The sequence below is a fragment of the Acinetobacter sp. COS3 genome, assembly GCF_000475335.1.
GTDB classification, from domain to species: Bacteria; Pseudomonadota; Gammaproteobacteria; order Pseudomonadales; family Moraxellaceae; genus Acinetobacter; species Acinetobacter venetianus.
The window spans coordinates 72,747-99,091 of record NZ_AXCD01000056.1; the positions used below are offsets into that span (position 1 = coordinate 72,747).

Sequence of the window (26,345 nt, forward strand, 5' to 3'; positions counted from 1 at the left end):
GCTATGACCATTTCTCTTTCAGAAAGACAGCAATGTGTTGTGGTGGTTGGTGTCGGTGCATCGCAAGGTATTGGAGCTGCAGTGAGCCGCCGTTTTGCTCAAGAAGGTTTAAAAGTCTATGTTGTGGGTCGCACACTGGAGAAAGCAGAGCAGATAGCTATCGAGATCAAAAATAATCATGGTGACGCCATGGCTTACTGTTTAGATGCTGAAGATCCAATACAGGTACAACAATTGTTTCAATCGATTTCGCTTAGCCAAGAGCAGTTGGTCGCAGTGATTCATAATGTGGGTGGAAATGTACCTTCAATTTTCTTGCAGTCATCATTGAAATTTTTTAGCAAAATGTGGCATTCAACTTTTTTATCAGCATTTTGGGTTTCGCAGAGTAGTTTAAAAATTTTTCAGCAACAACAAGCGGGCACATTAATCTTTACGGGTGCAAGTGCCTCGTTGCGTGGTAAGCCATTTTTTGCTGCTTTTACTATGGGTAAATCTGCTTTGAGAGCTTATGCTTTGAACCTTGCTCAGCAGTATAAAGCTCAAAATATTCATATTGCTCATGTTGTGATTGATGGCATGGTGGATGGGGATCGGGTCAATAAAGCACTGTTCGGTTTAGGTCGTTTGGCTCGAATGACGCGTGGGACTGGTGGTTTGGATATTGATGCAATTGCTGAAAATTATTGGATGCTCTATCAACAGACGGCTGATCTATGGACGCATGAGTTGGATCTTAGGCCACATCAAGAAAAATTTTAGGATGATCATCATGAGCAATAAACTATTTCGATGGGGCAAGAAAGCAACAGGTTGTATGCTAGTTGTTGGCAGTGACATTCAACAGCTCAGCCAAAGTTTTGCTGAGACAAATCTGATCGATGCTTTGCATGTTTATCACGTTGTGAATGATTTAAATCAAGAAAAAATTCATATTGAAAAATTGCACAATCAATTGACCGTAGTCCGCATAAATTTGATTGATTCGCATGCATTAAAGAAACTACTTTCGCATATCACAAGTTCAAAGCATCAAATTGAATTGTGTATTTTCCAAGCCTGCTTTAGTCATGCTCGTGAAATGGATACTTTGTTATCTCAAGAAGCTGAGCATGAATGGAACAATAATGGCTTGAGTGCTGTAAGTTTATCTCAAGGTGTAGTGCGTGAAATGTTGATGCAACAACGCGGAACTATGATTTTTCTAGGTTCACAGCCTCAGACTTCGGCATATTATGATCCTCTCAGCCAGAGTTCATTTGCTGCGATTCGAGCACTTTCTCAGTCATTAGCAAGAGAGTTTCATCCCAAGGGAATTCATGTGTGTTATTGCATGCTAGAGCAATGGCAAGGTCATCGCGAAGATTTCGTGAATTCGGTTAAAAAAGCTTGTTTGCATTTGCATCAGCAACCGAATTCAACGTGGAGTCAGGAATTGAGTTTAGGGATATAGCATCTTATAGCTAAAATATTTTAAGCTTTAAATCAGTTTGTTTTTGCTACATTCGCTTGAATTTACTGCTGTTGTTTAATCGCTTCTAAACCTGCTAAGGAAAAGGTCATCAGGTGTTTAACCAATTGTTGAGCATTCATTTTTGAAATATCTTGTATGGGTGCAGGGAGATTACTTCCGACGATCAGTAGCATCATACATGGCGCAACGACATTTAGAACACAAGGTAATAGCGCTGGGTGATTTTCATCTAGCCCTGAAACCTGACTAATAATTTTTCGGACGGCTTGAAACTTTCTAGCACCATCACTTTGCATAAATGCTTGCAGATGCGATGTAGGGGAAAATAATTCGCGAATAAAAACTTTACTATGCCAGACATCTTTTTCAACGAGCTTACTCACCAGCGTTGCAAAAAATGTTTCAAGTTTTCGTGTCGGAGGGAGAGGGCTATCCACGAGCGCCAATAACTGTTGTTCGTTGATATAATGTGTATGTGCTTCAGCCAACACAGCGCTATATAAACCATCACGACCAGCAAAATGATAGTTAATCGCAGCTAAATCGACCTCTGCCAATTTGGCAATTTCTTTGTTTGTTGTCTGAGCAAAACCATTTTGGGCAATTAATTGACCTGCTGCCTCAAGAATTTTTGATTTGGTAATATCACCATCACTGCGCCTAGCTCTAGACATTTTTTACTCTGAATCAAACTTTAATTTTAAGTATATCTTTTTTCCTTAAATTGATATAGTTTAAATTTAAATTGAATTTAAACTTTAATAAAAAAGGTCTGATTCCATGAACAAGAAAGTTATTGCTGTTGCTGTGGTCAGTATCATTGTTCTCTTAGCAGTTGTGCTTTGGTTCTTTAATAAAGATAAAAATACTGAACAGGAACTCACACTCTATGGAAATGTCGATATTCGCCAGATTTCACTCGCTTTTGAACAAACAGGAAGAATCCAGTCCTTATCAGTGCAAGAGGGAGATAAAGTTAAAAAAGGGCAAGTATTGGCAGAATTAAAAACAGATGCTTTGAAGATTCAAGAACAGCAAGCGGAAGCGCAGTTGAATGTACAAAAGCAGGCAATGATTGAGCAAGAAGTAGGAACTCGACCTGAACAAATTACACAGGCAAAAGCCCAGCTGGTATCAGCCCAAGCCCAACTAGACAAAGCAAATAAAGATTATCAGCGCTTACAGATTTTGAATAAAAGTACCTCTGGCCAAGCGATTAGCAAACAAGAACTAGATTTTGCACAGAGTAATCAAGCTACAGCAGCAGCTTCAGTGAAAGAGCGTGAAGCGAATTTAGCATTACTAAAAAAAGGAGCGCGTGCTGAAGATCGTGCTGCGACTAAGGCGCAATATCAGGCAACACAAGCAAATTTAGATTTAATCAAATACCAACTTACACAAAGTGAGTTGCGCTCACCAGTAGATGCAGTGGTGCGTGCTAGGTTGCAAGAAGCGGGAGATATGACTAACCCTCAGAAAGCAGTGTATACCTTGGCGCTGACTGATCCGAAGTGGGTGAGAGTGTATGTAAATGAAAAAGATTTAGACTGGATTAAAATGGGATCAGTTGCCCAAATCATTCGTGATTCTAAGCCCGATCAACCCATCCACGGAAAAATTGGCTATATCTCATCTGTTGCAGAATTTACCCCTAAAACAGTGCAAACAGAAGACATCCGAACAACCTTGGTGTATGAGGTTCGAGTTTATGTAAATGATCCAAATGATCAATTAAAAATGGGGCAGCCTGTCACCGTTAAAATTGCCAAGGACAAGTGAGTGAACGCTAATGAATACCTTGTCTCAAGTGGTGGTGGCGCGTGACTTAACACAAGTCTTTCCGTCTGAAAATAAAAAAGGGAAAGACATAAATGCACTCCAAGATTTAAATATTACAGTCAAAGCAGGACAGCTTACGGCATTGGTTGGAACCGATGGTGCGGGTAAAACAACTTTTTTGCGGTTGGTTGCAGGCTTGTATCAGCCAAGTTCAGGTTCTTTGGAAGTACTTGGAATTGATGTTGCTAAAGATCCTCAATCAGTACAAGACCGAATCAGCTATATGCCACAACGGTTTGGTTTATATGAAGATTTAAGTATTCAAGAAAATTTAGATTTGTATGCAGATTTGCATGGCGTACCTCATGCTGTGCGGAAACAACGATTTGCTCGTTTATTAGAAATTACCGATTTAACCCATTTTACTGAACGCCCAGCAGGGAAACTTTCAGGTGGAATGAAGCAAAAATTAGGTTTAGCTTGCACCTTAGTTCGCTCACCAGAACTGTTATTACTCGATGAGCCGAGTGTCGGTGTTGATCCTTTATCGAGAAGGGATCTATGGATCATTATCCAACAGTTGGTTCAGGAAGAAAATTTAAGTGTCATCATTAGCACGGCATATATGGATGAAGCAGAACGTTGTTCAGAAGTGTATGTGATGTATGAAGGTAAAATTTTACAACAAGGTACGCCATCTGAGCTTAGTGAAAAAGTCAGAGGCCAAACTTGGCAGGTTGAACCACCAAAACAAATGAAAGCAAGGGTCTTACAAGCCCAGTTATTAGATAATCATAAATATATTGTAGATGCTGTTCCTAAAGGCGATGTTGTCCGTTTTATTACTCAACCTACATATCCTGAATTGCCAATAGAGTATTTACCTTCAAATGCAGTGGTTACACCTAGAAAACCTGAGTTAGAAGATGCATTTATGAGCTTTTTACATCAAGCTCAACAACAAAGAATTGAAGTTAAAAATAGCAATGATAATGCTTTGCTTGAATCCCAAAAGCAGTTAGCTGAAACACCGCAATCAGCAATTATCGTCAAAGACTTAGTACGAAAATTTGGTGATTTTACCGCAGTTGCAAATACATCCTTTGATGTGCAAAGTGGTGAAATTTTTGGGTTATTAGGGCCAAATGGCGCAGGGAAGACAACAACTTTTAGAATGCTGTGCGGTTTATTGCCTGCAAGTAGTGGCACTTTAGAAGTTGCTGGAATGAACTTACGCACAGCACGTGCACAGGCGAGGGCAAAAATTGGTTATGTCTCTCAGAAATTCGCTTTATATAGCAATTTAACGGTACTTGATAATCTAAAATTTTTTGGTGGCGCTTATGGTTTATCTGGAAAGAAGCTTAACCAACAAATAGACAAAGCACTGCATCAATTTCAATTACAGCCACATGCTAAAAGTGGTGATTTACCGAATGGATTTAAACAGCGTTTGTCGATGGCTGCGGCTTTATTGCATCAGCCTGAGATTATCTTTTTAGATGAGCCTACTAGTGGGATTGACCCTTTGGCAAGGCGTTCTTTTTGGTACAGCATAGGAGAGCTCGCCAATCAAGGGATTACCATTATTATTACAACGCATTTTATGGAAGAGGCTGAATATTGTGATCGAATTGCGATTCAAGATGCTGGAAAATTATTAGCACTTGGTTCACCAAAACAAGTTCGGCAAATGGCAGGTGAAACGAGCCATAGTGATATGAATCGTGCATTTATGTCTATTGTGGAACAAGCACGTTCTCGTAAGCAGGAGCATACACAATGAGTATCTCTGTAGCTCGCTTGATGGCATTAATCAAAAAAGAAACACATCAATTATTACGAGATAAAAGTAGTTTAGCGATAGGACTGATTTTACCGATTATCCTGATTTTACTGTTCGGTTATGGCTTATCTTTCGATTTAAATAACGGACGTGTCGGTGTGGTCGTCCAGAACGTAACGCCACAAAGTAATCAGTTAATTTCAGGCTTGAATGGAACGCGATATATAACAGCAGTGCCTTATACAAGTTTTGCCCAAGCTGAACAAGCGATGGGACGGGCTGATATTGATGCGATTGTAAATGTTCCTGCTGACTTTGCTCAAGCCAGTGCAAATCAAGCTGCGACCATTCAAATCATTACTAATGGGCGATCGACCAGTATTGCTTCAACTTTGCAAGGCTATATTTCTGGTGCCCTAACAACAGCCCAAGCGATCCAGTCTGATCGTCAAAATATGCAGGTTTCAAATGGAGTGATCAGTGTTGAACAAAGGATTTGGTTTAATGAATCTGCAAATAGCACTTGGTTTTTAGTTCCAGGTTTGATTGTTCTGATCCTCACTTTAATTGGTGCTTTTTTAACAGGTTTATTAATCGCAAGAGAAAGAGATCGGGGAACGTTAGAGGCATTATTTGTCACACCAGTACGACCACTAGAAATTGTACTTGCCAAATTAACGCCTTATATCATGATTGGCATGATAGATATTGGCGTGTGTTTATTGGCAGCGGCATTTATTTTTGATGTGCCGATTCGAGCTTCATTGACGTCAATTATCAGTGCTTCATTTTTATATTTATTGGTTTCGTTGTTAATGGGACTGACGATTTCAGGCGCTTCTAAAAGCCAATTTCAAGCCAGCCAAATTGCTTTATTGGCAAGTTTTATGCCTGCCATGATGCTCTCAGGATTTGTATTTGATACGCGAAACTTACCTTTTTTAGTACAGCTCATTAGTCAAATTATTCCTGCAACGCACTTTATGACCTTGATCAAAACGTTGTTTCTAGGTGGTGATGATTGGCATTTGTGGACAAAAGAATGTGTAATTTTAATGCTCTATGTTGTGCTATTCACCTTTGCATCGTGTTTGTCATTAAAAAAGAGATTGAGGTAATAACATGATTCAAAAAATAGTCGTGTGGTTGAATTATCTCTTGGTTTTAGTGAAGAAAGAATTCCTCACTATTTTTAGTGATCCTGCAAATCGAATTATTTTATTTGTGCCAGCGCTGATGCAGGCTTTATTGTTTGGCTATGCTGCAAGTTATGATGTCAATCATGTGGACTATGCCGTCTTAGATCAAAGCAAAGGACAAGTTTCACAGCAATTATTATCTCATCTTGATGGTTCGGGTATTTTTAATCGAACGGCCACGCTCAATAATGCTACTCAGATCAAAACTGTAGTCGATGATCGTACTGCTTTGGCCGTAATTAGTATTCCTTCAGATTTTGAAGACAAACTGGCTCAAGGCGAAGTTTCTCCGATACAGGTTATCTTAGACGGTCGAAATTCATCAACGGCAGGTATGGCCGGGTCTTATATCAATAGTGTGGTTGCAAAAGTAAATCAGGAGCGCTTAGGGCAAGCATCAGTCAGCTTAGAGGTACGAACTTGGTATAACCCAAATCAGGAATCACGATGGGGGATCATGCCATCGTTAATTGCCGCATTAAGTATGATGCAAACATTACTGCTATCCTCACTTTCGGTAGCACGAGAAAGAGAACAAGGAACTTTTGATCAATTATTGGTAACGCCTTATACACCTATTCATATCATGATCGGTAAGGCTTTACCGCCTATTTTTGTCGGTTTGATGCAATCGACTATTATTCTTTGCATCATTTTATTTTGGTTTCAAATTCCAATGAATGGCTCCTTCACTCTGCTTTATTTTGGCTTATTGTTTTTTAATATTGCTGTTGTTGGCGTTGGGCTATCTATTTCAGCAATTTCCCTGAATATGCAACAAGCAATGTTATTTACATTCTTTATTATCATGCCATTAATGCTGTTATCTGGTTTGTTGACACCAGTTCAGAATATGCCACATGCGTTAGAGATTGCGACTTATGCGAACCCACTGCGTTTTGGAATTGATCTCGTACAGCGAGTGTATTTAGAGGGGGCAACGTTTTCACAAGTGAAGTGGGATTTTGTACCGATGTTTGTACTCGCGATAATCACATTACCTTTAGCTGCATGGCTGTTTAGAAATCGTCTGTCTTAGGTCTTTTGAAAAATGATTGGCTGTCTGTTATAGCTTTTTAATCAGATTCTGTACCTACAGGTTGGATATTGAAATGGGCACAATAAACATAAGCTAGTTTTATGTTGAGGTGTGAAAGTGAGCTTTTTAAGAAAGAAAAATAATGCGAGCTTTGTTTTTTTTATTATTACACTCTATGCCTTTTTGGGTTTTGGTTTGGGTTATATCATTTGGGAGTATTTTCTCTGATTTATAATGGTTAGTTTCTCATTGAAAAATCGTAGGCGGCTTTAAAAAGCGTAAGATATTAAATGTGTCATTAACAAATGTGTGCGAAAAGACAGTGAGCTTGAGTGCTAAAAATATCGTGTCGATATTCTGAACATTGGATAAATTGAGTATAGATTCCAATAAACAGATTGACTAAAGTATCACTCGAAAATATCTTTATCGAGTGATTTATGCGCGGTCTTTATCTCATCACCAATGATGATCCAATACAATTATTATTAGAAAAATTAGATGTTGCGTTATCGACTGGGCAGATTGCCATTTTACAGTATCGCCGTAAAAAAATAGCAAAACTAGATCAGCCATTAGAAGTGCAACAGATCAAAGCACTTTGTGAAAAGCATCAAGTCCCGTTTGTCATTAATGATGATTTAGACTTGGCTGAACAGTTTAGTTTAGGTGTACATCTTGGACAATCTGATGGTGAAATAAGTGATGCTGCTGCGCGTTTACCGAAAGGTGTGATTATTGGTCGTACCTGCTTAAACTCACTGGAATTGGCTGAAAAGGCGATTGCTGATGGTGCAACTTATGTAGCCTTTGGTGCAGTTTATGCCACTTCAACCAAACCAGAGGCGGGTAATGTCGGCATCGAAGTCATTAAACAAGCCAAACAAAAATTCTCTGTACCAATTTGTGCGATTGGCGGTTTGACCGTTGAAAATTCTCAAGTGGTGATTAAGGCTGGTGCAAGCCTTTGTGCGGTAATTAGTGATATATTAGGGCGATCAACAGCCGAAATTCCTGCTCGTGTAACTGCATGGGCAACGTTATTTGACTAATTATATGTATCCGTTTTGCGGAACTTTTATTGTTTCTCGGAACGACAACGTTCCTCGTCCTCGATTTTAGGTTGAGTCTTATGAGCTTATCTCCAAAGCAAGAACAGCTATTTAAACAAGCAAATAAACATATTCCAGGTGGTGTCAATTCACCTGTACGTGCATTTAACGGTGTTGGTGGTACGCCTGTCTTTATTGAAAAGGCAAAAGGGGCGTATTTGTGGGATGTTGATGGTAAGCGCTATGTGGACTATGTCGGTTCATGGGGGCCAATGATTTTGGGTCACGCGCATCCAGATATTATTCAAGCAGTACAAACTGCTGCGGAAGATGGCTTAAGCTTTGGTGCGCCAACGGTACACGAAACCACTTTGGCAGATACCATCTGCGAGATCATGCCTTCAATCGAATTGGTGCGTATGACCAGTTCAGGTACTGAAGCAACCATGACGGCGATTCGTTTGGCTCGTGGTTACACAGGTCGTGACAAGATTGTAAAGTTTGAAGGCTGCTACCACGGTCATTCGGATTCATTATTAGTGAAAGCAGGTTCAGGCTTATTGACTTTAGGGGAAGGAGAACCAACCTCAAAAGGTGTGCCTGCTGATTTTGCAAAGCATACCTTAACGCTGCCATATAACAACATCGAAGCATTGAAAGAATGCTTTAGCAAATTTGGTCATGAAATTGCAGGCGTGATCATTGAGCCTGTTGCAGGCAACATGAACTTGGTAACGCCAATCGACGGTTTCTTGCAAGCGATCCGTGATGCTTGTGATGAATATAAGTCGGTCTTTATCATTGATGAAGTGATGACCGGTTTCCGTGTCGCTTTAGGTGGTGCTCAATCGGTCTATAACGTTAAACCTGACTTGACCACGTTGGGTAAAATCATTGGTGCGGGCTTACCAGTCGGCGCCTTTGGTGGTAAACGTGAAATTATGGAATGCATCGCCCCTTTAGGTGGTGTTTATCAAGCAGGTACATTGTCAGGCAACCCATTGGCTATGCGCGCGGGTATTGCAATGTTTAAACACTTACGTGAGCCAGAGTTTTATGACAAGCTGGCTGCACAGCTCGCAAAATTACTTGCAGGCTTACAGGCTGCGGCAGACGAAGCGGGTATTCCATTTAAAACTCAACAAGTGGGTGGCATGTTCGGCTTGTATTTCACCGATCAAGAGGACATTACCAGCTTTGATTCAATGTTGGCCTGTGATGTTGAAGCATTTAAGAAATTCTTCCATGGCATGTTAAAGCGTGGTGTCTATCTTGCGCCATCAGCATTTGAAGCTGGATTTATTTCATCTATGCATTCAGATCAAGATATTGCAGACACTATTCAGGCAGCAAAAGAAACTTTTGCAGAAATGAAATAATGCTATGATGCATACAGAAGCCCGATTTATTCGGGCTTTTTTTATGGATGCATTTTAATTGAGCTGAATATAGAGCTTAACAGGTTTAAAAATAATGCTTGATCGCAACGGAATCTTACTGAAGTCTCATTTATTTGTACGATAAAACTAAGCTAAGAATAGCAATAAATATAAAGAATCTTTACTGTACCATTGAGTAAAATATGCTTGAATAATCCACTATCTTTGTGTTTGTCTTTAACTGCTCCAAAGCGTGGATATATGGGCTTAGGCAGGCTGTAAGATAGTGCTGATAATATAATTTTAAACAAACTTTTTATAAGAAACTCATAGGAATGGAGTAACGGATGAAAACTAAACATTATTTAACTGCTGCGGATGTAGAAATTCTGGTTGATGCAGCATCACAATATGCAACAGAACATAGCTTTAATGTCAGTATTGCAGTGGTTGATGAAGGTGGAACGCTGCTGATGATGAAGCGTATGGATGGTGCATCGGTATTATCGACCGAGATTTGTCAAGAAAAAGCGAAATCTGCTGCGGTTAGCCGTAGAGCAACCAAAGTATCAGAAGATATGATCCGTGATGGTAAAATTGGCTTTTTAACCATAAATGCTGCAAACGGCATGTTAGAAGGTGGTGAGCCGATTGTTTATCAAGGGCAGGTAGTAGGGGCTGTTGGTATTTCAGGTGTACAATCTTTTCAAGATGCAGAAATTGCTCAGCATGCGATTCAACGATTCCTAGAGCAACAGACCTATATCATCATTTAAATTCAATTCTGGATGAAATATCGAGAGAAACACGAAAAAAAAGAGTAAAAATACGTGTCATGCATTGTAATTCAGCGCCAAGCTTTTTATGATTGCCCGCTTGTTTTCATCCAGTCGTTGGAAGGCTACCTTGAGTGATTTTCTAAGTGAACATTTGATTCATCGTGATGAAGATTTTATGGTCATCCATAAACCAGCAGGCTTACTGACCGTACCAGGGAAAACACCTGATTTACAAGATTGTTTAATCAATCGCTTATTAGAACTAGAACCAAAAACTTTACTAATTCATCGTTTAGATCGTGATACCTCTGGCATCTTAGTATTTGGTTTGTCTAAATTTGGACAGAGTAATATTTCACGCCAATTCCAAGATCGTCAAACCTCAAAAATTTATCAAGCTTTGGTTGCAGGACATTTAGAAGGTCAGGGCACTGTCGATATTCCTGTGATTTATGATCCAAGTCGCCCGCCATTACATATCGTTGATGCTAATCATCACAAACCTGCATTAACAGAATGGCAAGTGATCGAACATCTAGAAATTCAAGGACAAGCTGTAACTCGAGTCAAATTGATTCCGATTACAGGACGTTCACATCAGCTTCGTGTGCATATGCAGTATCTAGGTCATCCGATTCTCGGTGATACCCTATATGCCACACCTGAACAGCAGCAGCTTTACGATCGATTGTGTTTACATGCAACACAATTGAGTTTCGCTCATCCTAAAACTGGTGCACAACTCAGCTTTGATTGTGCCGTGCCGTTTTAGTCTAAAACTTTTTTATGAAACACGATGTGATGCACGCTATTTGATCGTGCTTTGTGTCAAAATACATTGTTGAAAACTACATAAAATGCCTTAAATTTAATCTGATTTAAGGAATACAATATGTGGGCTAACTTGAGATAAAGGTGGAAAAATTGCAGCAGTTTGCTATTGGTCAACGTTGGTTATCAGATACAGAAACTGAACTTGGTTTAGGTGTTCTTATTGATGTCGATGAACGTTCTATCAGCATTTTATTCCCTAAAAGTGATGAAACTCGTGTCTATGCACGAAACAATGCGCCTTTATCTCGCATCATCTTTAACGTTAATGATGAAGTACAAGACCAAGAAGGCGTCAAGTGGATTGTTGAGTCGATTGAAGACCGTCATGGTGTACTTCGTTATGATGTAGTTCGTACACTGGAAAATGGCGAACAAGAGCGCAAATCACTGAATGAAACTCGTATCGGTGCGCAAATCCAATTGTCAAAACCTTTAGAACGTCTGTTGGCCAGCCAAGTCGATTATAAAGAGTGGTATGACCTCCGCATTGAAGCCATGTTATTGCAGGCGCAAATGCACACTAGTCCTTTACGTGGTTTTCTGGGTGCGCGTGTCGGTTTAATTCCGCATCAGCTTTATATCGCGCATGAAGTCGGCAAGCGTTTTGCGCCACGTGTTTTATTGGCCGATGAAGTGGGCTTAGGTAAAACCATTGAAGCAGGTTTGATCATTCATCAACAACTGAAAACAGGACGTTCAGAACGTATTCTGATTTTAGTGCCTGATTCACTGCAATATCAGTGGATGATTGAAATGCGTCGCCGTTTCAATCTGCAATTCTCATTGTTTGATTTAACCCGTAGTGCTTCGATCAAAGAACATGATCCTGATTTGAATCCGTTCTTGACTGAACAATGCATTATTGCTAGCGTTGACCTGATGGTTGACCATGATGACTTGCGTGAGCAGGCGATGGAAGCTGGTTTTGATCTATTGGTTGTCGATGAAGCACATCATTTGATGTGGAGTGAAGAAGAAGGCGGCAATGATCGTTATGACCTCGTTGAAGAATTGGCAGAACAGACAGCAGGTGTGTTGCTGCTCACTGCAACACCTGAACAGTTAGGTGTAGAAAGTCATTTTGCACGTTTACGCTTACTCGATCCGCAACGTTTTAGTAGCTTAGATCGTTTCCTTGATGAAGAGGAGCAATATCAACAAACAGCAAAAGTTGCTGAAGTGTTGATGTCTGATGATCCATTAACAGAAGAGCATCTTACTGCATTGGATGGCTTATTGGGTCATCGTATTGATGATCAGCCCGAACAGCGTATGCGTGCGATTCACGAATTATTGGATCGTCATGGTACAGGTCGTATTTTGTTCCGTAATACCCGTGAAGCGATTCAAGGTTTCCCTGGTCGTGATTGCCAACCTGCACCTTTAGCTGCACCAGATGACTGGTCGTTTGATGGCAAAATGCGTGAGCAAATGTGGCCAGAAGAAGGTCAACTTGATGGCGCGTGGATGGAAAATGATCCGCGTGTGCCTTGGTTGATGGAAGTTCTGCGTAAAGATTTAAAACATAAAAAAGTGTTGTTGATTGCACGTAGTGGTCCTGTCGTCGAAGCACTGGAAAATGTTTTGCGTTTACATGCGGGCATTCGTACCGCGATGTTCCACGAAGGCATGAGCTTATTAGAGCGTGACCAAGCTGCAGCATATTTTGCAGAAGACAGCTATGGCGCACAGATTCTTCTTTGTTCGGAAATTGGTTCGGAAGGACGTAACTTCCAGTTTGCCAGTGATTTGATTTTATTTGATTTACCTGCAAACCCTGACGTACTTGAACAGCGTATTGGTCGTTTGGATCGTATCGGTCAAGAAAACCGTATTCAAATTCATGTGCCTTATCTCATGGGTACAGCGCAAGAGCGTATGTTCCGTTGGTATAACGAAGCACTCAATATTTTCAGCAATATTTCTCCAACGGCACAAACGCTACAAGAGAATTTTATTGTTGAGCTGAAAGATTGCTTACTCGCAGATCAAGGTCAGACCTTTGAAGATTTACTTGAAGAAGTGAATGTACAACGTCAAGCATTGGAAGCCGAATTACAAGCAGGTCGTGATCGTTTGCTTGAGTACAACTCTTGCCGTCCTGTTGTAGCGCAAGGCATTGTTCAAGCGCTTGAAGATTATGATGACAACACCACTTTGCCAATGTTTGTGAAGCGTTTCATGTCATCAACCAATATTGATTTTGATGAGCAAAGTAACGGTACAGTGATCATCAAACCAACGGATCAAATGCAAGTTCAAGGTTTGACTTTGGATGAAGAAGGCATGACGGCGACTTTCTATCGTGATCAGGCACAGATTCGTGAAGATGCTCAGTATTTGACCTTGGAACACCCATTTATTGAAAGTGTGATGGAAATGATCCGTACACAGTCATTTGGTAGTACCAATGTTGCGTTGCTGAAATCAAATGCATTGAAGCAGGGTTCAGTCTTACTTGAGGTTTGGTTTAAGGTTGATGTAGTTGCACCAAAAGCTTTGAATTTACCAGCAAGTTTGCCAAAGCAATTGATCCGTGTATTACTCAGTGAAAATGGTCAAGACTTGTCTGCGAAGATTGATCCAAGCATTTTGCGTCCATACTTGCATCATTTAGATGGCAATAGCTGTCGCCAAGTGGTGAAAGCGCGTCGTGAAGTAATTGAGTCACGTTATGCACAGGCTTTGGATATTGCAAAAGAATCATTGCCAGAGTTAATGCAACAAGCGAAAGAGCATTACAGTGGAAAATGGCAATATGAAATTGACCGTTTAGCTTACCTCAAGCAATTTAACCCAAGTATTCGCCAAGATGAAATCGAGCGTTTACAGAAGTTCCAAAAAGAAGGGCTAGGCTTACTCGATAGTTTGTCTGTGACTCCAGAAGCGATTCAGGTCTTGGTTGTAGTTAAACCTTAACTGAGATAGAAACAAAAAAAGAGGACAATTGAGTCCTCTTTTTTATTAGCTAAAAATAATTAGCTTTGCTCAATATTGGCTTCCAAGAACCATAAATATTGATCAAGGTCTTCTAAAGCTGCATGAATAATATCTTCCGAAATTGGATCTTTAATTTCATCAATCGTATCGCGCAAATGATTCGCAACGACACCATAACGATCAGCAAGCTCTTTTAGATGATCTTGAACTGCATGAATCGCCACAGGATATGGCTTTAAATGCGACGTTTCAGAAACTGTCTGAGTTGTACCCAAAGCTGTACCACCGATTTGTACTGCACGTTCAGCGACATTATCTAAGTGAGTAATAATCGAAGTACGGAACATATCTAACATTTCATGTACTGCGATGAAATTACTACCACGCATGTTCCAATGCGCTTGTTTGGTTAATAATGATAAATCGATAAGATTGGCAAGAATTTGATTTAATATTTTTACAGTCGCTTCTTTAATCGAATCATCTAAATTATTACGTGTATATACTTTTAAATTTTTCGCTGCTGAAGAATTCATAGTTACCTCATTCAGTTATCGTTTGTGAAACACAGTGAATAAAAACTATTTATTTCACATTTAGAGTAAGCCTTGAGTGGCCAGATGAGTGTTCGAATTGTTAAGCCTTTTGTAAATTATAGTGAGTTTAAATACCTTTTTTGAAGTGATTACAGCATCTTAAGTTAAAGTAGACTGATCTAAGATAAATGTTAAATAGCACCGATAAAATGGTAGCCAATTTGACTTTCAAATGAAGAGATAGAACAAATGGAAAATGAAAAAGATAAAGCAACCATTGTTATTAATGATCATCCAGAACAAGAGAAGATTGAGGTTTTAAAAGAAAAGTTACGCTATAAGCAAGCATTACGTGAAAATTCTAAAAAGATAGATCATAAGCTCGTACGTCTCAATATTCAGGCAGATGCATTACCCACCAAAACATTTTTCATTATGAATGCTTTGGCTGCTGTGATCGCAGGTTATGGTCTACTCGCTGATTCTTCTGCTGTGGTGATTGGTGCGATGCTTGTAGCAATGATGCTTGGTCCAATTTCGGGGATTGCACTCTCTTTCATTGATAATCGTTGGATCTTATTCGTCACGGCATTGAAGACCTTAGCACTTGGTGTGGCAATGATTTTTGGGATTGGAGTGATATTGGGCCTTATTAATTTTAATATGCCACTGACACATGAAATCCTATCCCGTACTCAACCGAATGTGATTGATCTAATGATTGCACTGGCTGGGGGAGCTGCAGGAGCATTTGCATCAGTTTCACCACGATTATCGGTTGCCGTGGTTGGGGTCGCAGTTGCTACAGCACTTGTTCCGCCTTTGGTTGCAAGTGGTATTTTGCTTGCACATTGGGATTTACGTCTCTCTGCGAATGCTATGTTATTGGCATTTACCAATATTATTGCGATTCAAATTAGTTCTTCTTTGGTGTTATGGATTGCTGGTTTTAGACGTGGATCAGATGAGGAGGTACAAAGTAATGTAATAGAATTTATTAAACGAAACTTTGTGAGCTTACTATTTCTGCTGGTTCTCGGTGTGTATTTAACTGCAAACTTTTTGCATATGATTCAAAAGCAAATTTACGAAACCAAAGCACGTACCACAATCATTTCAACACTAAATAAAAATAATAATATTATTGATAAAATACAGTTTGATGCTCAAAGTCAATATACCTTAGCCCGTGTGGTGGTCGAGGGGGATACGGTGCCAAGTTCAGCTGAAATTCAAAAATTAAATGATGTTTTGCCTAAAGACACTAAAAAGAAACCCACTATTGTTCAGGTTCGATTTATACCGATACACATTATTCAGGCAGGGGATAAGCAAGCATTAAATTTGAGTGATCAAGCGGCGAAGCGCTTAATCACACAGTAAGTATATTAAAAGAGTGAAGAAATTAGCGAATGCTCGCCTCGTCTAAATGACGAGCACCTTCTAAGATCATTCGAATCATGATCATGGTTTGTTCTGCGACTTCCATGCGTTGCTCAGAAGGAATATCAATAACGCGTGCGCCCATGTTGAATACGAGTTGCGTAATTGCTTTGGCAACAAGGTCAGCATGGCTAATTTTGCTATCATTCATTTGTTCTAAACGAATTAAATCTTCTTGGAGTTCTTGTTGAAAGAAATTAAGCTGACGATCAACCGCAGCTTTGTACGAGGTCGAACCTGTGTAGCCTTCACGGAGTAATAAACTTAAATTTCCTTCATCCGCATCAAGTTGTTGAATAAATACTTCAACTGAGCTGCGGATAATACTTTGCTGCATTGATGCCTGTAAGCGTGCTTCACGAATAATTTTACGTAGTACTAAACCAGAACGATCAATCAAAGCAATGGCTAGTTCATCAATATCTTTGAAATGACGATAAAAGCTATTCGGGGCAATACCAGCTTCACGTGCAATTTCACGTAAGCTCAATGAAGCAATGCTTTTTTGCGGACCAATTAGATTCAAAGTTGCTTGGAATAACTCTTCTTTCGTAATTGTTGCTTTTCTGCCAACTGAACGTACAGGTGTTTTCATCGCGATGACATCTTGTTCATTTAATGTGTCTGAGCCGAGCGGTAAAAAAGAAGAATGAACCATTGTTTTCAAAAAATAAGTAAGCTAGTCGGGATTATAGCTGTAGTCGATGAACTTGTGAAATGTAAATTTTTATACGAGTGTATATACAAATATATATACATATGTATAATAATTAAAAAACGATCAGAGTTATCGCTCATGCAAGCAGTCGAAAAGAGAATTTCTCTATTCAATTCATTAGCTCAAAGCGTAATGAATAGTCATGACACCAATTTTTGGTTACAGAAAATTAATCCTTTATGGTCTGTAAATCAGCCACTTGCCAAAATCGTAAAAAAACAAATTGTGGCAAAAGATACGGTTAGTCTTATTTTGCAATGCAATCGGCATGTTAAACATGGCGTAGCAGGGCAACATCATCCTGTCACTGTAGAGATTGCTGGTCGCCATTATGAGCGCACCTATAGCATGATGCAGTTAGATCATGATCATTTGTGTTTAACTGTGAAAAAAGTAGACCAAGGTGTGGTCAGTTCATGGTTGGTCGAGCAGAGTCAAGTTGGAAATATTTTACGTTTGGGTCAACCTTACGGGGATATGCAACAATATATTCAAACCCCTCATTTGTTATTGCTTGCAGCGGGAAGTGGTATTACACCGATGTTGAGTCTAGTTGAAGGTTTGAGCCAGTCAAAGCAACTTCAAACAACAACGGTCAAACTCATGTACTGGGTTAAAACCAATGAAGATGCTGCTTATATCGATTATTTGACTGAAATTACAGAAAATTTCCCTAATTTTAGCTATCAGGTTTTCTATACTCAAGCCCAAGATCAACGTTTGAATCAAGCGTATGTAGATCAACTTGAAAACTTAGATAACACAACTGTTTATGCATGTGGCCCATCAGGGTTTGCGGTAACAGCTGAAGCGTTATTGAGCCATGCTGCTGAGATTCAAACAGAAGCCTTTAGTTTGAGCCAATTTGATGCAGATTTAACTGATACAGGCTTTATTAATGTCACATTGACGAAATCGAATAAAACAGTTGCGATTCCGAAAGGACAGTCAATTTTATCAAGTTTAGAACAGCAAGGTATCAAGCCAAATCATGGTTGCCGTATGGGTATTTGTAATAAATGTGCATGTAATAAAGCTCAAGGTGCGACACGAAATTTATTGAACGGTGCTGCCAATCAAGAACCCACTCAGTTATTAAAAATTTGTGTGAATTCAGCTCAATCAGATCTTGTGATTGATCTATAAGAGAGAAATTAACGATGAATATGCCTGTTAAAATTGAATTTTTTAAAAATCCAAAAAATCGTGATTTAACTGCCGCAGAGTTAGATGCTTTCGCTCGTGAATTAGATCAGATCAAGCAAGATGTTTTAGATGACTTGGGTAAAAAAGATGCAAAATACATCCGCCGTGTCTACTCTACGATCCGTTATAGCAGCTTTTTAGGCCGTGCTTTGCTATTTGCTGGATGGTTCCCACCAGCATGGTTATTAGGTACGGGGTTATTAGGCTTCGCCAAAATCATGGAAAACATGGAGTTGGGGCATAATGTCATGCACGGTCAGTATGATTGGATGAATGATCCAAAGTTTAATGGTCAAACCTATGAATGGGATACCGTCGGAACTTCTGACAACTGGAGACAAACGCATAACTTTAAGCATCATACTTATACCAATGTAAAGGGTATGGATGATGATGTGGGTTATGGGGTATTTCGTCTATTTCCAGAACAACGTTGGAACAAATTTACTTTAATCCAACCGATGTATATCGTACCGTTCAGCTTACTATTCCAATGGGGCGTTGCCATTCAAAATCTTGAATTGGGTAAAGTGCTGTATAAACGCAAAACGATGGCGCAATTTAGGCGTGAATGGCAGCCAGCCCAAAAGAAAATAGCAAAGCAACTTTTTAAAGATTATGTGTTTTTCCCATTGATCGCTGGACCTTCGGCACTTCCTGTATTTACAGGTAATTTAGTGGCGAATGGCATTCGTAATGTGTGGACTTTCAGCATTATTTTCTGTGGTCACTTTACCAAAGAAGTTGAAGTATTCCCGAAATCGGTAATACAAGATGAAAGCCGTGGACATTGGTATATGCGTCAAATTCGCGGTTCATCAAATTTGACGGGTTCGGAAGCATTTCATATTTTGACAGGGCATTTAAGTCATCAAATTGAACATCATTTATTCCCTGATATTCCTGCACGTCGTTATCGCCAAGTTGCACCTAAAGTGCAAGCTGTCTGTGAGAAATATGGTTTGCATTATAATAATGCCAGTTTTGTAAAACAGTTCGGTGAAGTGGTCGGGCGTATTTTTAAATATGCATTACCATTTAAAAAGTAAAGACAGAATAGTGAAAATCCCCGACTAAATGTTCGGGGATTTTTATTATTTTTTCTTAGAAATCCACATTGTGATTGTTGCGTGGAAAACCTTTTCATTGAGTTGATCAAGTACATCGACATTCACCAGATATTCTCCAGCCTTATCCCAGTCATAATGACTTTCAACAGGTGCTGCTACAGCAATCAAGTCTGTTTCTGCTTTCTTTAAATATTCAACGGTCATCCCTTTCGGAATCCAGCGATGAGTTTCAGGCACAGTCACTTCTGTCATTGTTCCACCTGCGAGTTCTGCCATATTACACATTGCAATCGCATGAACTGTGCCGATGTGATTGAGCACTGAGCGCTTTTTCTTAATCGATATTTTACAAGAGCTTGGTTTTAGCTCTTCAAATAATGGGGAAATGCTACTGAAATAAGGTGCTTTTAAGCAGAGCATTCGAGTGAACATCCACTTTCCAGCAGGTAACGCCGATACTTTATTCCATAATTCTAAAGTTGAAGCCATTAAATTTCTCACAAATAGAATTAAACTCTAATACAGAATATAATTCTGTTTACAAATAATGATCAAGTCATACACAATAGTTCCGACGGTTGGCTATTTAAAATTTATTATGCTTATGGCTCAGCAATTATTAGAACGTTTATATCCTCAACGAAGATCATTGCTCAAAAGGAAAATTTTGTCGGATGCATTGTCATGTTTTCTTGAGTTCGGTTTGGATACCACCAGTATTGAGATGATTCGGGACAAATCGGAAAGTAGTGTGGGTGCGATTTATCATCATTTTAAAAATAAAGAAGGCATCATTGCAGCATTGGTATTCGCTGCTTTAGATGATCAAGCTTGCTTACGCGAGCAATATTTAGATGAGGCAAAATCATTACAAGATGTGATTTCTGCATTGATTTATAGTTATGTTGATTGGGTCTCTGAGCAACCGCAATTCGCAAAGTTTTTATTATTAGCACATTTCAGTGTCATGCAAAGTGAGTATAAACAGGTATTAAGCGAAAAAAATAAAACAAGAAATCAAAAAATTATGGCTCATGTTTCACGCTATTTAGATTTTGAATCATTTAAAAATATACCGATTGAGCTAATCATGTCATTGGTGATTGGTGCATCTGAGAGTTATTGTCGTGCTTGGTTGTCTAAAAAAGTGGTTGCTGATCCGAAAGCGTATCGGGAAATGTTGGCACAAGCAGCGTGGGATTCTTTGCAGGGTTTAAGCAATCAATATAAAACGATTGAGAAACATCATTCGGGTGAAACGTTATGACAGCATTAGAGCAAAAGCAACTATTTAATGGCGTTTGTCTATGTGGGGCAATCAAATTTCAATTTCATATCCCTAAAATTAAAACGATTTGTCGTTGTTATTGTAGTTTATGCCGTAAGCAGAGTGGAGCAGCCTCGAACACGGCGACCTTCATCTTGTCAGAACAGTTTGGTTGGCAACAAGGTCAGCAATTCATTCGGACGTATGTCAAAGCAACAGGCTTTACCAGTTCATTTTGTACAGAATGTGGTTCGCCTGTACCTAATGCGTTAGGCAGTAATCCAAAAATTATGTGGATTCCTTTAGGTTTGATTGAACAAGATTTTGTCCCTGAGAAAGAATTGAACTTTTGCACGAACTCACAAGCCAATTGGTCTAAAAATCATACCGTGCCGTTTGAATTTGATGAACTGCCAACGGGTGCGGAGTTCCAAGATTACTTTGAGTTGAATAAATAAAAAGCAGAAGACAACAGTCTTCTGCTTTTTAGATAAATTATTGTATTTATTTGAATTGAATAGAACCATTCGCATTCACAGTGATTTTTGATTCACCAGCTGCCATATCTTGTGCAGGTGCTGCCTCGGCCATTGCAAATTTAGCGACACCACCACGCATCATGGGTTGTGGGAAATAATTACTGGTATTTAAATTAAGGCTGACCAAATTGTATTGTGCTTTATTCCAAGCCTGAGTAATGGCTTGCGCGCGTTGTTGAAAGTTTTTTGAAGCTTCAATCATCAATTCATTTTCAACTTTCTTTCGTTGTTCGTCAGATACAGTAAAGTTGATAGATTGGGTCTGGAAGTTCTGTTGCAATTCGCTGACCAATTGGCTTGCTGCTTTGAAATCTTTACTTTCAAGTTGAATTTCTGCACGAGCACGCCATTCTTTTAGCTTTCTACTGTCATTGTCATAAATTGGATATGTGCTTTGAGCACCTGTTTCCACCTTAACTTGAGGATATTTACGAGCAATCGCTTGTGCTTGGTTCATCAGCTGATTGATCTGATTAGAAAGTTCAGCAGGTTGTTTATTACTTTTCTCAATATATAAAACAGCTTGCATTTCATCGTTGGCAACTTGGCGCGAAGCATCTGCCTGAATATTTACAACGTTATAGTTCAAATCGTTGGTCTCTTGAGCAAAAAGTTTTGGGCTAAGGGTTGCGCCAATCATCAACGTCGCGAGTGCTAAATTACGCATAAAATTTTCCTTAGAATTTCTATTAAAAAAATTATTTTTACAGCTTTGATCCTAAAATGAACTGATGGGGAACTTCTGCATATTTTGTGGTTTCTTTGTAAGAGATTATCTATGTTTTGCAACATAAAATTAAAATAAAAAACATTAATAATTATATGGTTATATTTATTTATTTGACCATTTATCTAAAAACCAAGACCCAGATAAAAAAAGCTTACTTTCTTAAGCTTGTCACATAGTATGATGATAATTCATCATAGTTCATTGAAAGAAACATTTTTTCAATAATATTAGATGAATGTGGGGCATAAAAAGTGTTTATTTTCTTTAAAAATTAGGTATCATCTCGCACCTAGTTAAAAGATATAAAACATTGTGTCTGTACTAGAATCTAAAAAGCACCGAGTCAAACGACCACAAGTCACCAGACTTATTTCTTTTACCCATATCAGAGATGGTAATTCGATATGAGCGTTACTTCCGTAAACCCTGCCGCAAATGCAACTAACGAATATTATTTGACTCGCCAAAGTCAGATGGAATCAAATGTTCGTAGTTATCCACGTAAATTACCGTTAGCGATAGCGAAAGCACAAGGCTGCTGGGTTACTGATGTTGAAGGTACACAGTACCTTGATTGTTTAGCTGGGGCAGGGACATTGGCTTTAGGTCATAATCATCCTGCGGTGATTCAAAGTATTCAAGATACATTGGCAAGTGGTTTGCCTCTACATACTTTAGACTTAACGACACCTTTAAAAGATGCGTTTACTGAAGCGCTTTTGGCTTATTTGCCAGGCGGTAAAGAAGAGTATTGCTTACAATTCTGTGGCCCAACAGGTGCAGATGGTACAGAAGCAGCAATTAAACTTGCAAAAACATATACTGGCCGTAGTTCAGTAATCAGTTTTTCTGGTGGTTACCATGGTATGACCCATGGCGCTTTGTCTATGACAGGCAACCTTAACGCAAAAAATGCGGTAAATGGCTTAATGCCAGGCGTACAGTTTATGCCATACCCACATGAATACCGTTGCCCACTTGGTTTAGGTGGTGAAGCTGGTGTTGATGCTTTAACTTACTTCTTTGAAAACTTCATTGAAGATGTTGAAAGCGGTGTAACAAAACCTGCTGCTGTAATCCTTGAGGCAATTCAAGGTGAAGGTGGTGTTGTTACTGCGCCTGTTAAATGGTTGAAGAAAATCCGTGAAGTGACTGAAAAGCACAACATCGTTTTAATTTTGGACGAAGTTCAAGCTGGTTTCGCGCGTTCAGGTAAAATGTTTGCCTTTGAACATGCTGGAATCGAGCCTGATGTTGTAGTGATGTCAAAAGCGGTTGGCGGTAGCTTACCATTGGCAGTATTAGGTATTAAACGTAAGTTTGATGCATGGCAGCCAGGTACACATTCAGGTACATTCCGCGGTAACCAATTAGCAATGGGTACAGGCTTAGCTTCATTGCAAGTTATCAAAGAACAAAACCTTGCTCAAAATGCACAAGAGCGTGGTGATTTCTTACAAGCTGAGTTGAAAAAACTTGCTCAAGAATTCCCATGTATTGGTAATGTTCGTGGTCGCGGTTTAATGATCGGGATTGAGATCATTGATGAGCGTAAACCTGCTGATCATATGGGTTCTCATCCTGCTGATGCTCAGTTAGCAGCAGCAATTCAGGCAGCATGTTTCAACAATAAATTATTGCTTGAGAAAGGTGGTCGTAACGGTACAGTCATTCGTTTACTTTGCCCGTTAATCATCAATCAAGACGAATGTGTTGAAGTCATTGCTCGCTTTAAGAAAGCGATTGCTGAAGCATTAAAAGCAGTACGAGGCTAACCATGGTTGATTTTGCAGAACATCGTAAAGCGTTACTCTGCAATGATGCTCAATCTATTGCTGACTATCAGTCAGCAATGGGCGAGGCGGTGAATGCCGTTTCAGCATGGTTGCAAAACGACAAAATGTATACGGGCGGAAGCATTAAAGATTTGCGAGCAGCAATTTCTTTTAATCCTTCAAAAGAAGGTCTAGGTGTACAGCAATCATTACAACGTATGGTTGAGCTTTTTCTCAACAAAAGCTTAAAAGTACATCATCCACATTCACTCGCACATTTACACTGCCCAACTATGGTGATGAGCCAAATCGCGGAAGTGTTAATCAATGCGACTAACCAATCAATGGATTCTTGGGACCAAAGCCCTGCTGGATCATTGATGGAAGTTCAACTCATCGATTGGCTTCGTCAAAAAGTGGGTTATGGTGCAGGTCAAGCAGGTGTATTCACCTCTGGCGGTACGCAGTCGAACTTAATGGGTGTGTTACTAGCTCGTGACTGGTGCATCTCGAAAAACTGGAAAGACGAAAATGGTAAACCATGGTCTGTTCAGCGTGATGGTGTTCCAGCTGAAGCAATGAGAAACGTCAAAGTCATCTGTTCTGAAAATGCACACTTTTCTGTGCAAAAGAACATGGCGATGATGGGCATGGGCTTCCAGTCAGTAGTTACAGTACCTGTAAACGAAAATGCTCAAATGGATGTTGATGCGCTAGAAAAAACCATGGCTCATCTTCAATCTGAGGGCAAAATTGTTGCTTGTGTCGTTGCGACCGCAGGTACAACAGATGCTGGTGCGATTGATCCACTCAAGAAAATCCGTGAAATTACCAATAAATATGGTTCATGGATGCACATTGATGCAGCTTGGGGCGGTGCACTGATTCTTTCAAATGATCATCGTGCAATGCTAGATGGTATTGAGTTATCTGATTCGATTACACTGGATTTCCATAAGCATTATTTCCAAAGCATTAGCTGTGGCGCTTTCTTATTGAAAGACGAGGCAAACTATCGCTTTATGCATTATGAAGCAGAATATCTTAACTCTGCTTATGATGAAGAACACGGGGTTCCAAACCTAGTTTCTAAATCATTGCAAACGACTCGTCGTTTTGATGCATTGAAATTGTGGATGACTGTAGAAGCATTAGGCGAAGAGCTTTATGGTTCAATGATTGATCACGGTGTGAAGTTAACGCGTGAAGTTGCTGATTATATCAAAGCTACTGCGGGTCTCGAATTGTTGATCGAACCACAATTCGCTTCAGTGTTGTTCCGTGTGGTGCCAGAAGGTTATCCTACAGAGTTTATTGATAGCTTGAACCAAAACGTTGCAGATGAATTATTTGCACGTGGTGAAGCAAATATCGGTGTAACAAAAGTGGGTAATGTTCAATCATTGAAGATGACGACTTTAAGCCCAGTTGCGACACTTGAAAACGTTCAAAACTTGCTTGCGCTTGTGCTAGCAGAAGCAGATCGTATTAAAGATGCAATTGTTGCTGGTACTTATGTTCCTGCGATTGATTAATTGCAATTTAATTTGATATGACAATAAAAAAAGAGGTCTTTGAAAGACCTCTTTTTTATTTATAAATTTTTAGAAAATTATATTAGGCTGCAAAAATGGGACTGAATCCCATTTTTCGCAATAGTTTTCGATACATGCTTGAACTGCGATCAGCTGGAAAATGAGCTTCCATGGATAAGTCTAATGGTAAATATTCAGGTTTTTGTGTTTCAACAATCAGTCGGTCTTCTTCAAAAATTTCTAGGTTAAATTTATAAGCATCCTCAATTGGTAAATCCTTATCATAATTACGACAGATCGGCGCAAACAGACGTGTTTGTCGGGCAGATACTGGCGATGCGGCATTCATAATTACTTGTTTAGTCTCGTTAGGAAAATGAATTGTCAGCGTGGCTGTAAAAGGTAGGCTGATTTCGAAATGTCTCAACCATTGAAAGCCTTCTTTGCCACGTTGATCTGTACCTATTGGATAACGCCCGACACTACTAATGTAATCTGCTTCAAAACCATATGTTGTTTCCGTTGTCGTGTAATCAGGTACTTCGACATTCTCTGGATCCCCAAAAGTATCAGGATGTACCCATGCAAAATGTGCGACATCAATGAATCCTTCAAGTTGTCGACCTGCAAAACAATTTAGATCAACAGACGGACAAACCAATTGCTGAAAATCAGCATGTTCCCAGTAAGGCATTTCAGGAATATTTGCTAAAGCATCAGATGCGGCTGTGAGATTGCACCAGATCAGCCCATATTTTTCTAGTGCAGCATAAGTTTTTAAATGAAAGCGTTCAGAGATCTTGTGTTGAGGGTGGGCTGGAATACGGTTGCATTTTCCATTTTCACCAAAGCGTAAACCATGATAGCGACAAACAATACCATTACCATCATTATGCCCTAAACTCAGAGGAACTCCACGATGAGGACAAGCATCTTTGGCGACAACCAGTTGATCGGCCATTTTATAGATGACCAGCGGCATATCGAGCAACATTGCGGCAGTAGGTTGTTCTGAAATATCACGGGCTAATGCAATTGGATACCAGTGTTGAGCGAGCAAGTGCCAATCATGCTCTGAAAATGTCATATGAACGGGCAAATCTGGATTAAATGTTGCGATGGTTTTGGTATTCATGATCTGATCTTTCTATCTATTCAAATCAAATATAGATCAATCATCTGTTCTAAGAAATTTCAATAAACTGAATGAACTATCGATATTTTTAGAACACAATTAAAAAAACTTAAATGATATATCATTGATA

The 26,345-nt window shown here is 39.4% G+C and carries 25 protein-coding genes; 19 read left to right on the forward strand and 6 right to left on the reverse strand.

The window, feature by feature from the left end; all coding sequences use genetic code 11:
- Window positions 1–3: 3 nt before the first annotated feature.
- On the forward strand, window positions 4–762 hold the full coding sequence (locus tag IO68_RS30165) for an SDR family NAD(P)-dependent oxidoreductase (protein ID WP_023013984.1): 759 nt from the start codon (window positions 4–6) through the stop codon (window positions 760–762).
- 10 nt (window positions 763–772) lie between these two features.
- Window positions 773–1,453: an SDR family NAD(P)-dependent oxidoreductase gene (locus IO68_RS30170; RefSeq protein ID WP_023013985.1), complete on the forward strand. Its 681-nt coding sequence runs from the start codon at window positions 773–775 to the stop codon at window positions 1,451–1,453.
- 62 nt (window positions 1,454–1,515) lie between these two features.
- Here IO68_RS30170 and IO68_RS30175 read toward each other — a convergent pair whose 3' ends face one another.
- Window positions 1,516–2,148, reverse strand: coding sequence for a TetR/AcrR family transcriptional regulator (locus IO68_RS30175; protein WP_023013986.1), 633 nt, complete (start codon window positions 2,146–2,148; stop codon window positions 1,516–1,518).
- Window positions 2,149–2,254: 106 nt separating this feature from the next.
- Between IO68_RS30175 and IO68_RS30180 the strand changes: the two genes are divergently transcribed.
- The 10 genes from IO68_RS30180 to rapA all read left to right on the forward strand — a co-directional run bounded on the left by IO68_RS30180 (window position 2,255) and on the right by rapA (window position 14,240).
- On the forward strand, window positions 2,255–3,253 hold the full coding sequence (locus IO68_RS30180) for an HlyD family efflux transporter periplasmic adaptor subunit (RefSeq protein WP_023013987.1): 999 nt from the start codon (window positions 2,255–2,257) through the stop codon (window positions 3,251–3,253).
- Window positions 3,254–3,263: 10 nt separating this feature from the next.
- On the forward strand, window positions 3,264–5,039 hold the full coding sequence (locus tag IO68_RS30185) for an ATP-binding cassette domain-containing protein (protein WP_023013988.1): 1,776 nt from the start codon (window positions 3,264–3,266) through the stop codon (window positions 5,037–5,039).
- Window positions 5,036–6,157, forward strand: coding sequence for an ABC transporter permease (locus IO68_RS30190; protein WP_023013989.1), 1,122 nt, complete (start codon window positions 5,036–5,038; stop codon window positions 6,155–6,157). The genes IO68_RS30185 and IO68_RS30190 overlap by 4 nt, the downstream gene beginning before the upstream one ends.
- Window positions 6,158–6,161: 4 nt before the next feature.
- Window positions 6,162–7,277, forward strand: a complete 1,116-nt coding sequence (locus IO68_RS30195) for an ABC transporter permease (protein ID WP_023013990.1) — start codon at window positions 6,162–6,164, stop codon at window positions 7,275–7,277.
- 117 nt (window positions 7,278–7,394) lie between these two features.
- Window positions 7,395–7,505: a hypothetical protein gene (locus IO68_RS33955; RefSeq protein WP_161626788.1), complete on the forward strand. Its 111-nt coding sequence runs from the start codon at window positions 7,395–7,397 to the stop codon at window positions 7,503–7,505.
- A gap of 212 nt (window positions 7,506–7,717) precedes the next feature.
- A complete protein-coding gene (gene thiE, locus IO68_RS30200; protein ID WP_023013991.1) occupies window positions 7,718–8,329 on the forward strand; it encodes a thiamine phosphate synthase in 612 nt (203 codons plus the stop codon).
- Between the two features lie 80 nt (window positions 8,330–8,409).
- Window positions 8,410–9,708: a glutamate-1-semialdehyde 2,1-aminomutase gene (gene hemL / locus IO68_RS30205; RefSeq protein ID WP_023013992.1), complete on the forward strand. Its 1,299-nt coding sequence runs from the start codon at window positions 8,410–8,412 to the stop codon at window positions 9,706–9,708.
- Between the two features lie 347 nt (window positions 9,709–10,055).
- Window positions 10,056–10,484: a GlcG/HbpS family heme-binding protein gene (locus IO68_RS30210; protein WP_023013993.1), complete on the forward strand. Its 429-nt coding sequence runs from the start codon at window positions 10,056–10,058 to the stop codon at window positions 10,482–10,484.
- A gap of 130 nt (window positions 10,485–10,614) precedes the next feature.
- Window positions 10,615–11,259, forward strand: coding sequence for an RluA family pseudouridine synthase (locus tag IO68_RS30215; protein ID WP_171068581.1), 645 nt, complete (start codon window positions 10,615–10,617; stop codon window positions 11,257–11,259).
- A 143-nt stretch (window positions 11,260–11,402) separates the two neighbouring features.
- Window positions 11,403–14,240: an RNA polymerase-associated protein RapA gene (rapA, locus tag IO68_RS30220; protein ID WP_023013995.1), complete on the forward strand. Its 2,838-nt coding sequence runs from the start codon at window positions 11,403–11,405 to the stop codon at window positions 14,238–14,240.
- A gap of 59 nt (window positions 14,241–14,299) precedes the next feature.
- On the opposite strand, the gene dps is transcribed toward rapA, so the two are convergent.
- Window positions 14,300–14,797, reverse strand: coding sequence for a DNA starvation/stationary phase protection protein Dps (gene dps, locus IO68_RS30225; protein WP_004880945.1), 498 nt, complete (start codon window positions 14,795–14,797; stop codon window positions 14,300–14,302).
- A 249-nt stretch (window positions 14,798–15,046) separates the two neighbouring features.
- Between dps and IO68_RS30230 the strand changes: the two genes are divergently transcribed.
- On the forward strand, window positions 15,047–16,180 hold the full coding sequence (locus tag IO68_RS30230) for a DUF389 domain-containing protein (protein WP_023013996.1): 1,134 nt from the start codon (window positions 15,047–15,049) through the stop codon (window positions 16,178–16,180).
- A gap of 22 nt (window positions 16,181–16,202) precedes the next feature.
- On the opposite strand, the gene fabR is transcribed toward IO68_RS30230, so the two are convergent.
- Window positions 16,203–16,898 carry an HTH-type transcriptional repressor FabR gene (gene fabR / locus IO68_RS30235; protein WP_004880941.1) on the reverse strand — a complete coding sequence of 232 codons (696 nt, stop codon included), beginning with the start codon at window positions 16,896–16,898 and terminating at the stop codon, window positions 16,203–16,205.
- 138 nt (window positions 16,899–17,036) lie between these two features.
- On the opposite strand from fabR, the gene IO68_RS30240 reads away from it, so the two are divergent.
- Together IO68_RS30240 and IO68_RS30245 are read left to right on the forward strand one after the other, a co-directional pair.
- On the forward strand, window positions 17,037–18,104 hold the full coding sequence (locus tag IO68_RS30240) for a ferredoxin reductase (RefSeq protein ID WP_023013997.1): 1,068 nt from the start codon (window positions 17,037–17,039) through the stop codon (window positions 18,102–18,104).
- Window positions 18,105–18,118: 14 nt separating this feature from the next.
- Window positions 18,119–19,213 (forward strand): fatty acid desaturase family protein, encoded by a 1,095-nt coding sequence (locus tag IO68_RS30245; RefSeq protein WP_023013998.1) that lies wholly within the window; start codon window positions 18,119–18,121, stop codon window positions 19,211–19,213.
- A gap of 45 nt (window positions 19,214–19,258) precedes the next feature.
- Here the strand turns inward: IO68_RS30245 and IO68_RS30250 are convergent, their stop codons facing one another.
- Window positions 19,259–19,723, reverse strand: coding sequence for a hotdog fold domain-containing protein (locus tag IO68_RS30250; RefSeq protein WP_023013999.1), 465 nt, complete (start codon window positions 19,721–19,723; stop codon window positions 19,259–19,261).
- A 109-nt stretch (window positions 19,724–19,832) separates the two neighbouring features.
- Between IO68_RS30250 and IO68_RS30255 the strand changes: the two genes are divergently transcribed.
- Together IO68_RS30255 and IO68_RS30260 are read left to right on the forward strand one after the other, a co-directional pair.
- Entirely contained in the window at window positions 19,833–20,501 is a 669-nt protein-coding gene (locus IO68_RS30255) for a TetR/AcrR family transcriptional regulator (RefSeq protein WP_023014000.1), read from the forward strand.
- Window positions 20,498–20,959, forward strand: coding sequence for a GFA family protein (locus IO68_RS30260; RefSeq protein WP_023014001.1), 462 nt, complete (start codon window positions 20,498–20,500; stop codon window positions 20,957–20,959). Before IO68_RS30255 ends, IO68_RS30260 begins: the two co-directional genes overlap by 4 nt.
- A 46-nt stretch (window positions 20,960–21,005) precedes the next feature.
- On the opposite strand, the gene IO68_RS30265 is transcribed toward IO68_RS30260, so the two are convergent.
- Window positions 21,006–21,707 (reverse strand): SIMPL domain-containing protein, encoded by a 702-nt coding sequence (locus tag IO68_RS30265; protein WP_023014002.1) that lies wholly within the window; start codon window positions 21,705–21,707, stop codon window positions 21,006–21,008.
- Between the two features lie 467 nt (window positions 21,708–22,174).
- Between IO68_RS30265 and IO68_RS30270 the strand changes: the two genes are divergently transcribed.
- Window positions 22,175–23,545, forward strand: a complete 1,371-nt coding sequence (locus tag IO68_RS30270; protein WP_004880925.1) for a diaminobutyrate--2-oxoglutarate transaminase — start codon at window positions 22,175–22,177, stop codon at window positions 23,543–23,545.
- 2 nt (window positions 23,546–23,547) lie between these two features.
- On the forward strand, window positions 23,548–25,080 hold the full coding sequence (locus tag IO68_RS30275) for a pyridoxal phosphate-dependent decarboxylase family protein (RefSeq protein WP_007483647.1): 1,533 nt from the start codon (window positions 23,548–23,550) through the stop codon (window positions 25,078–25,080).
- Window positions 25,081–25,162: 82 nt separating this feature from the next.
- On the opposite strand, the gene IO68_RS30280 is transcribed toward IO68_RS30275, so the two are convergent.
- Entirely contained in the window at window positions 25,163–26,215 is a 1,053-nt protein-coding gene (locus tag IO68_RS30280; RefSeq protein ID WP_023014003.1) for an aromatic ring-hydroxylating oxygenase subunit alpha, read from the reverse strand.
- Window positions 26,216–26,345: the final 130 nt, after the last annotated feature.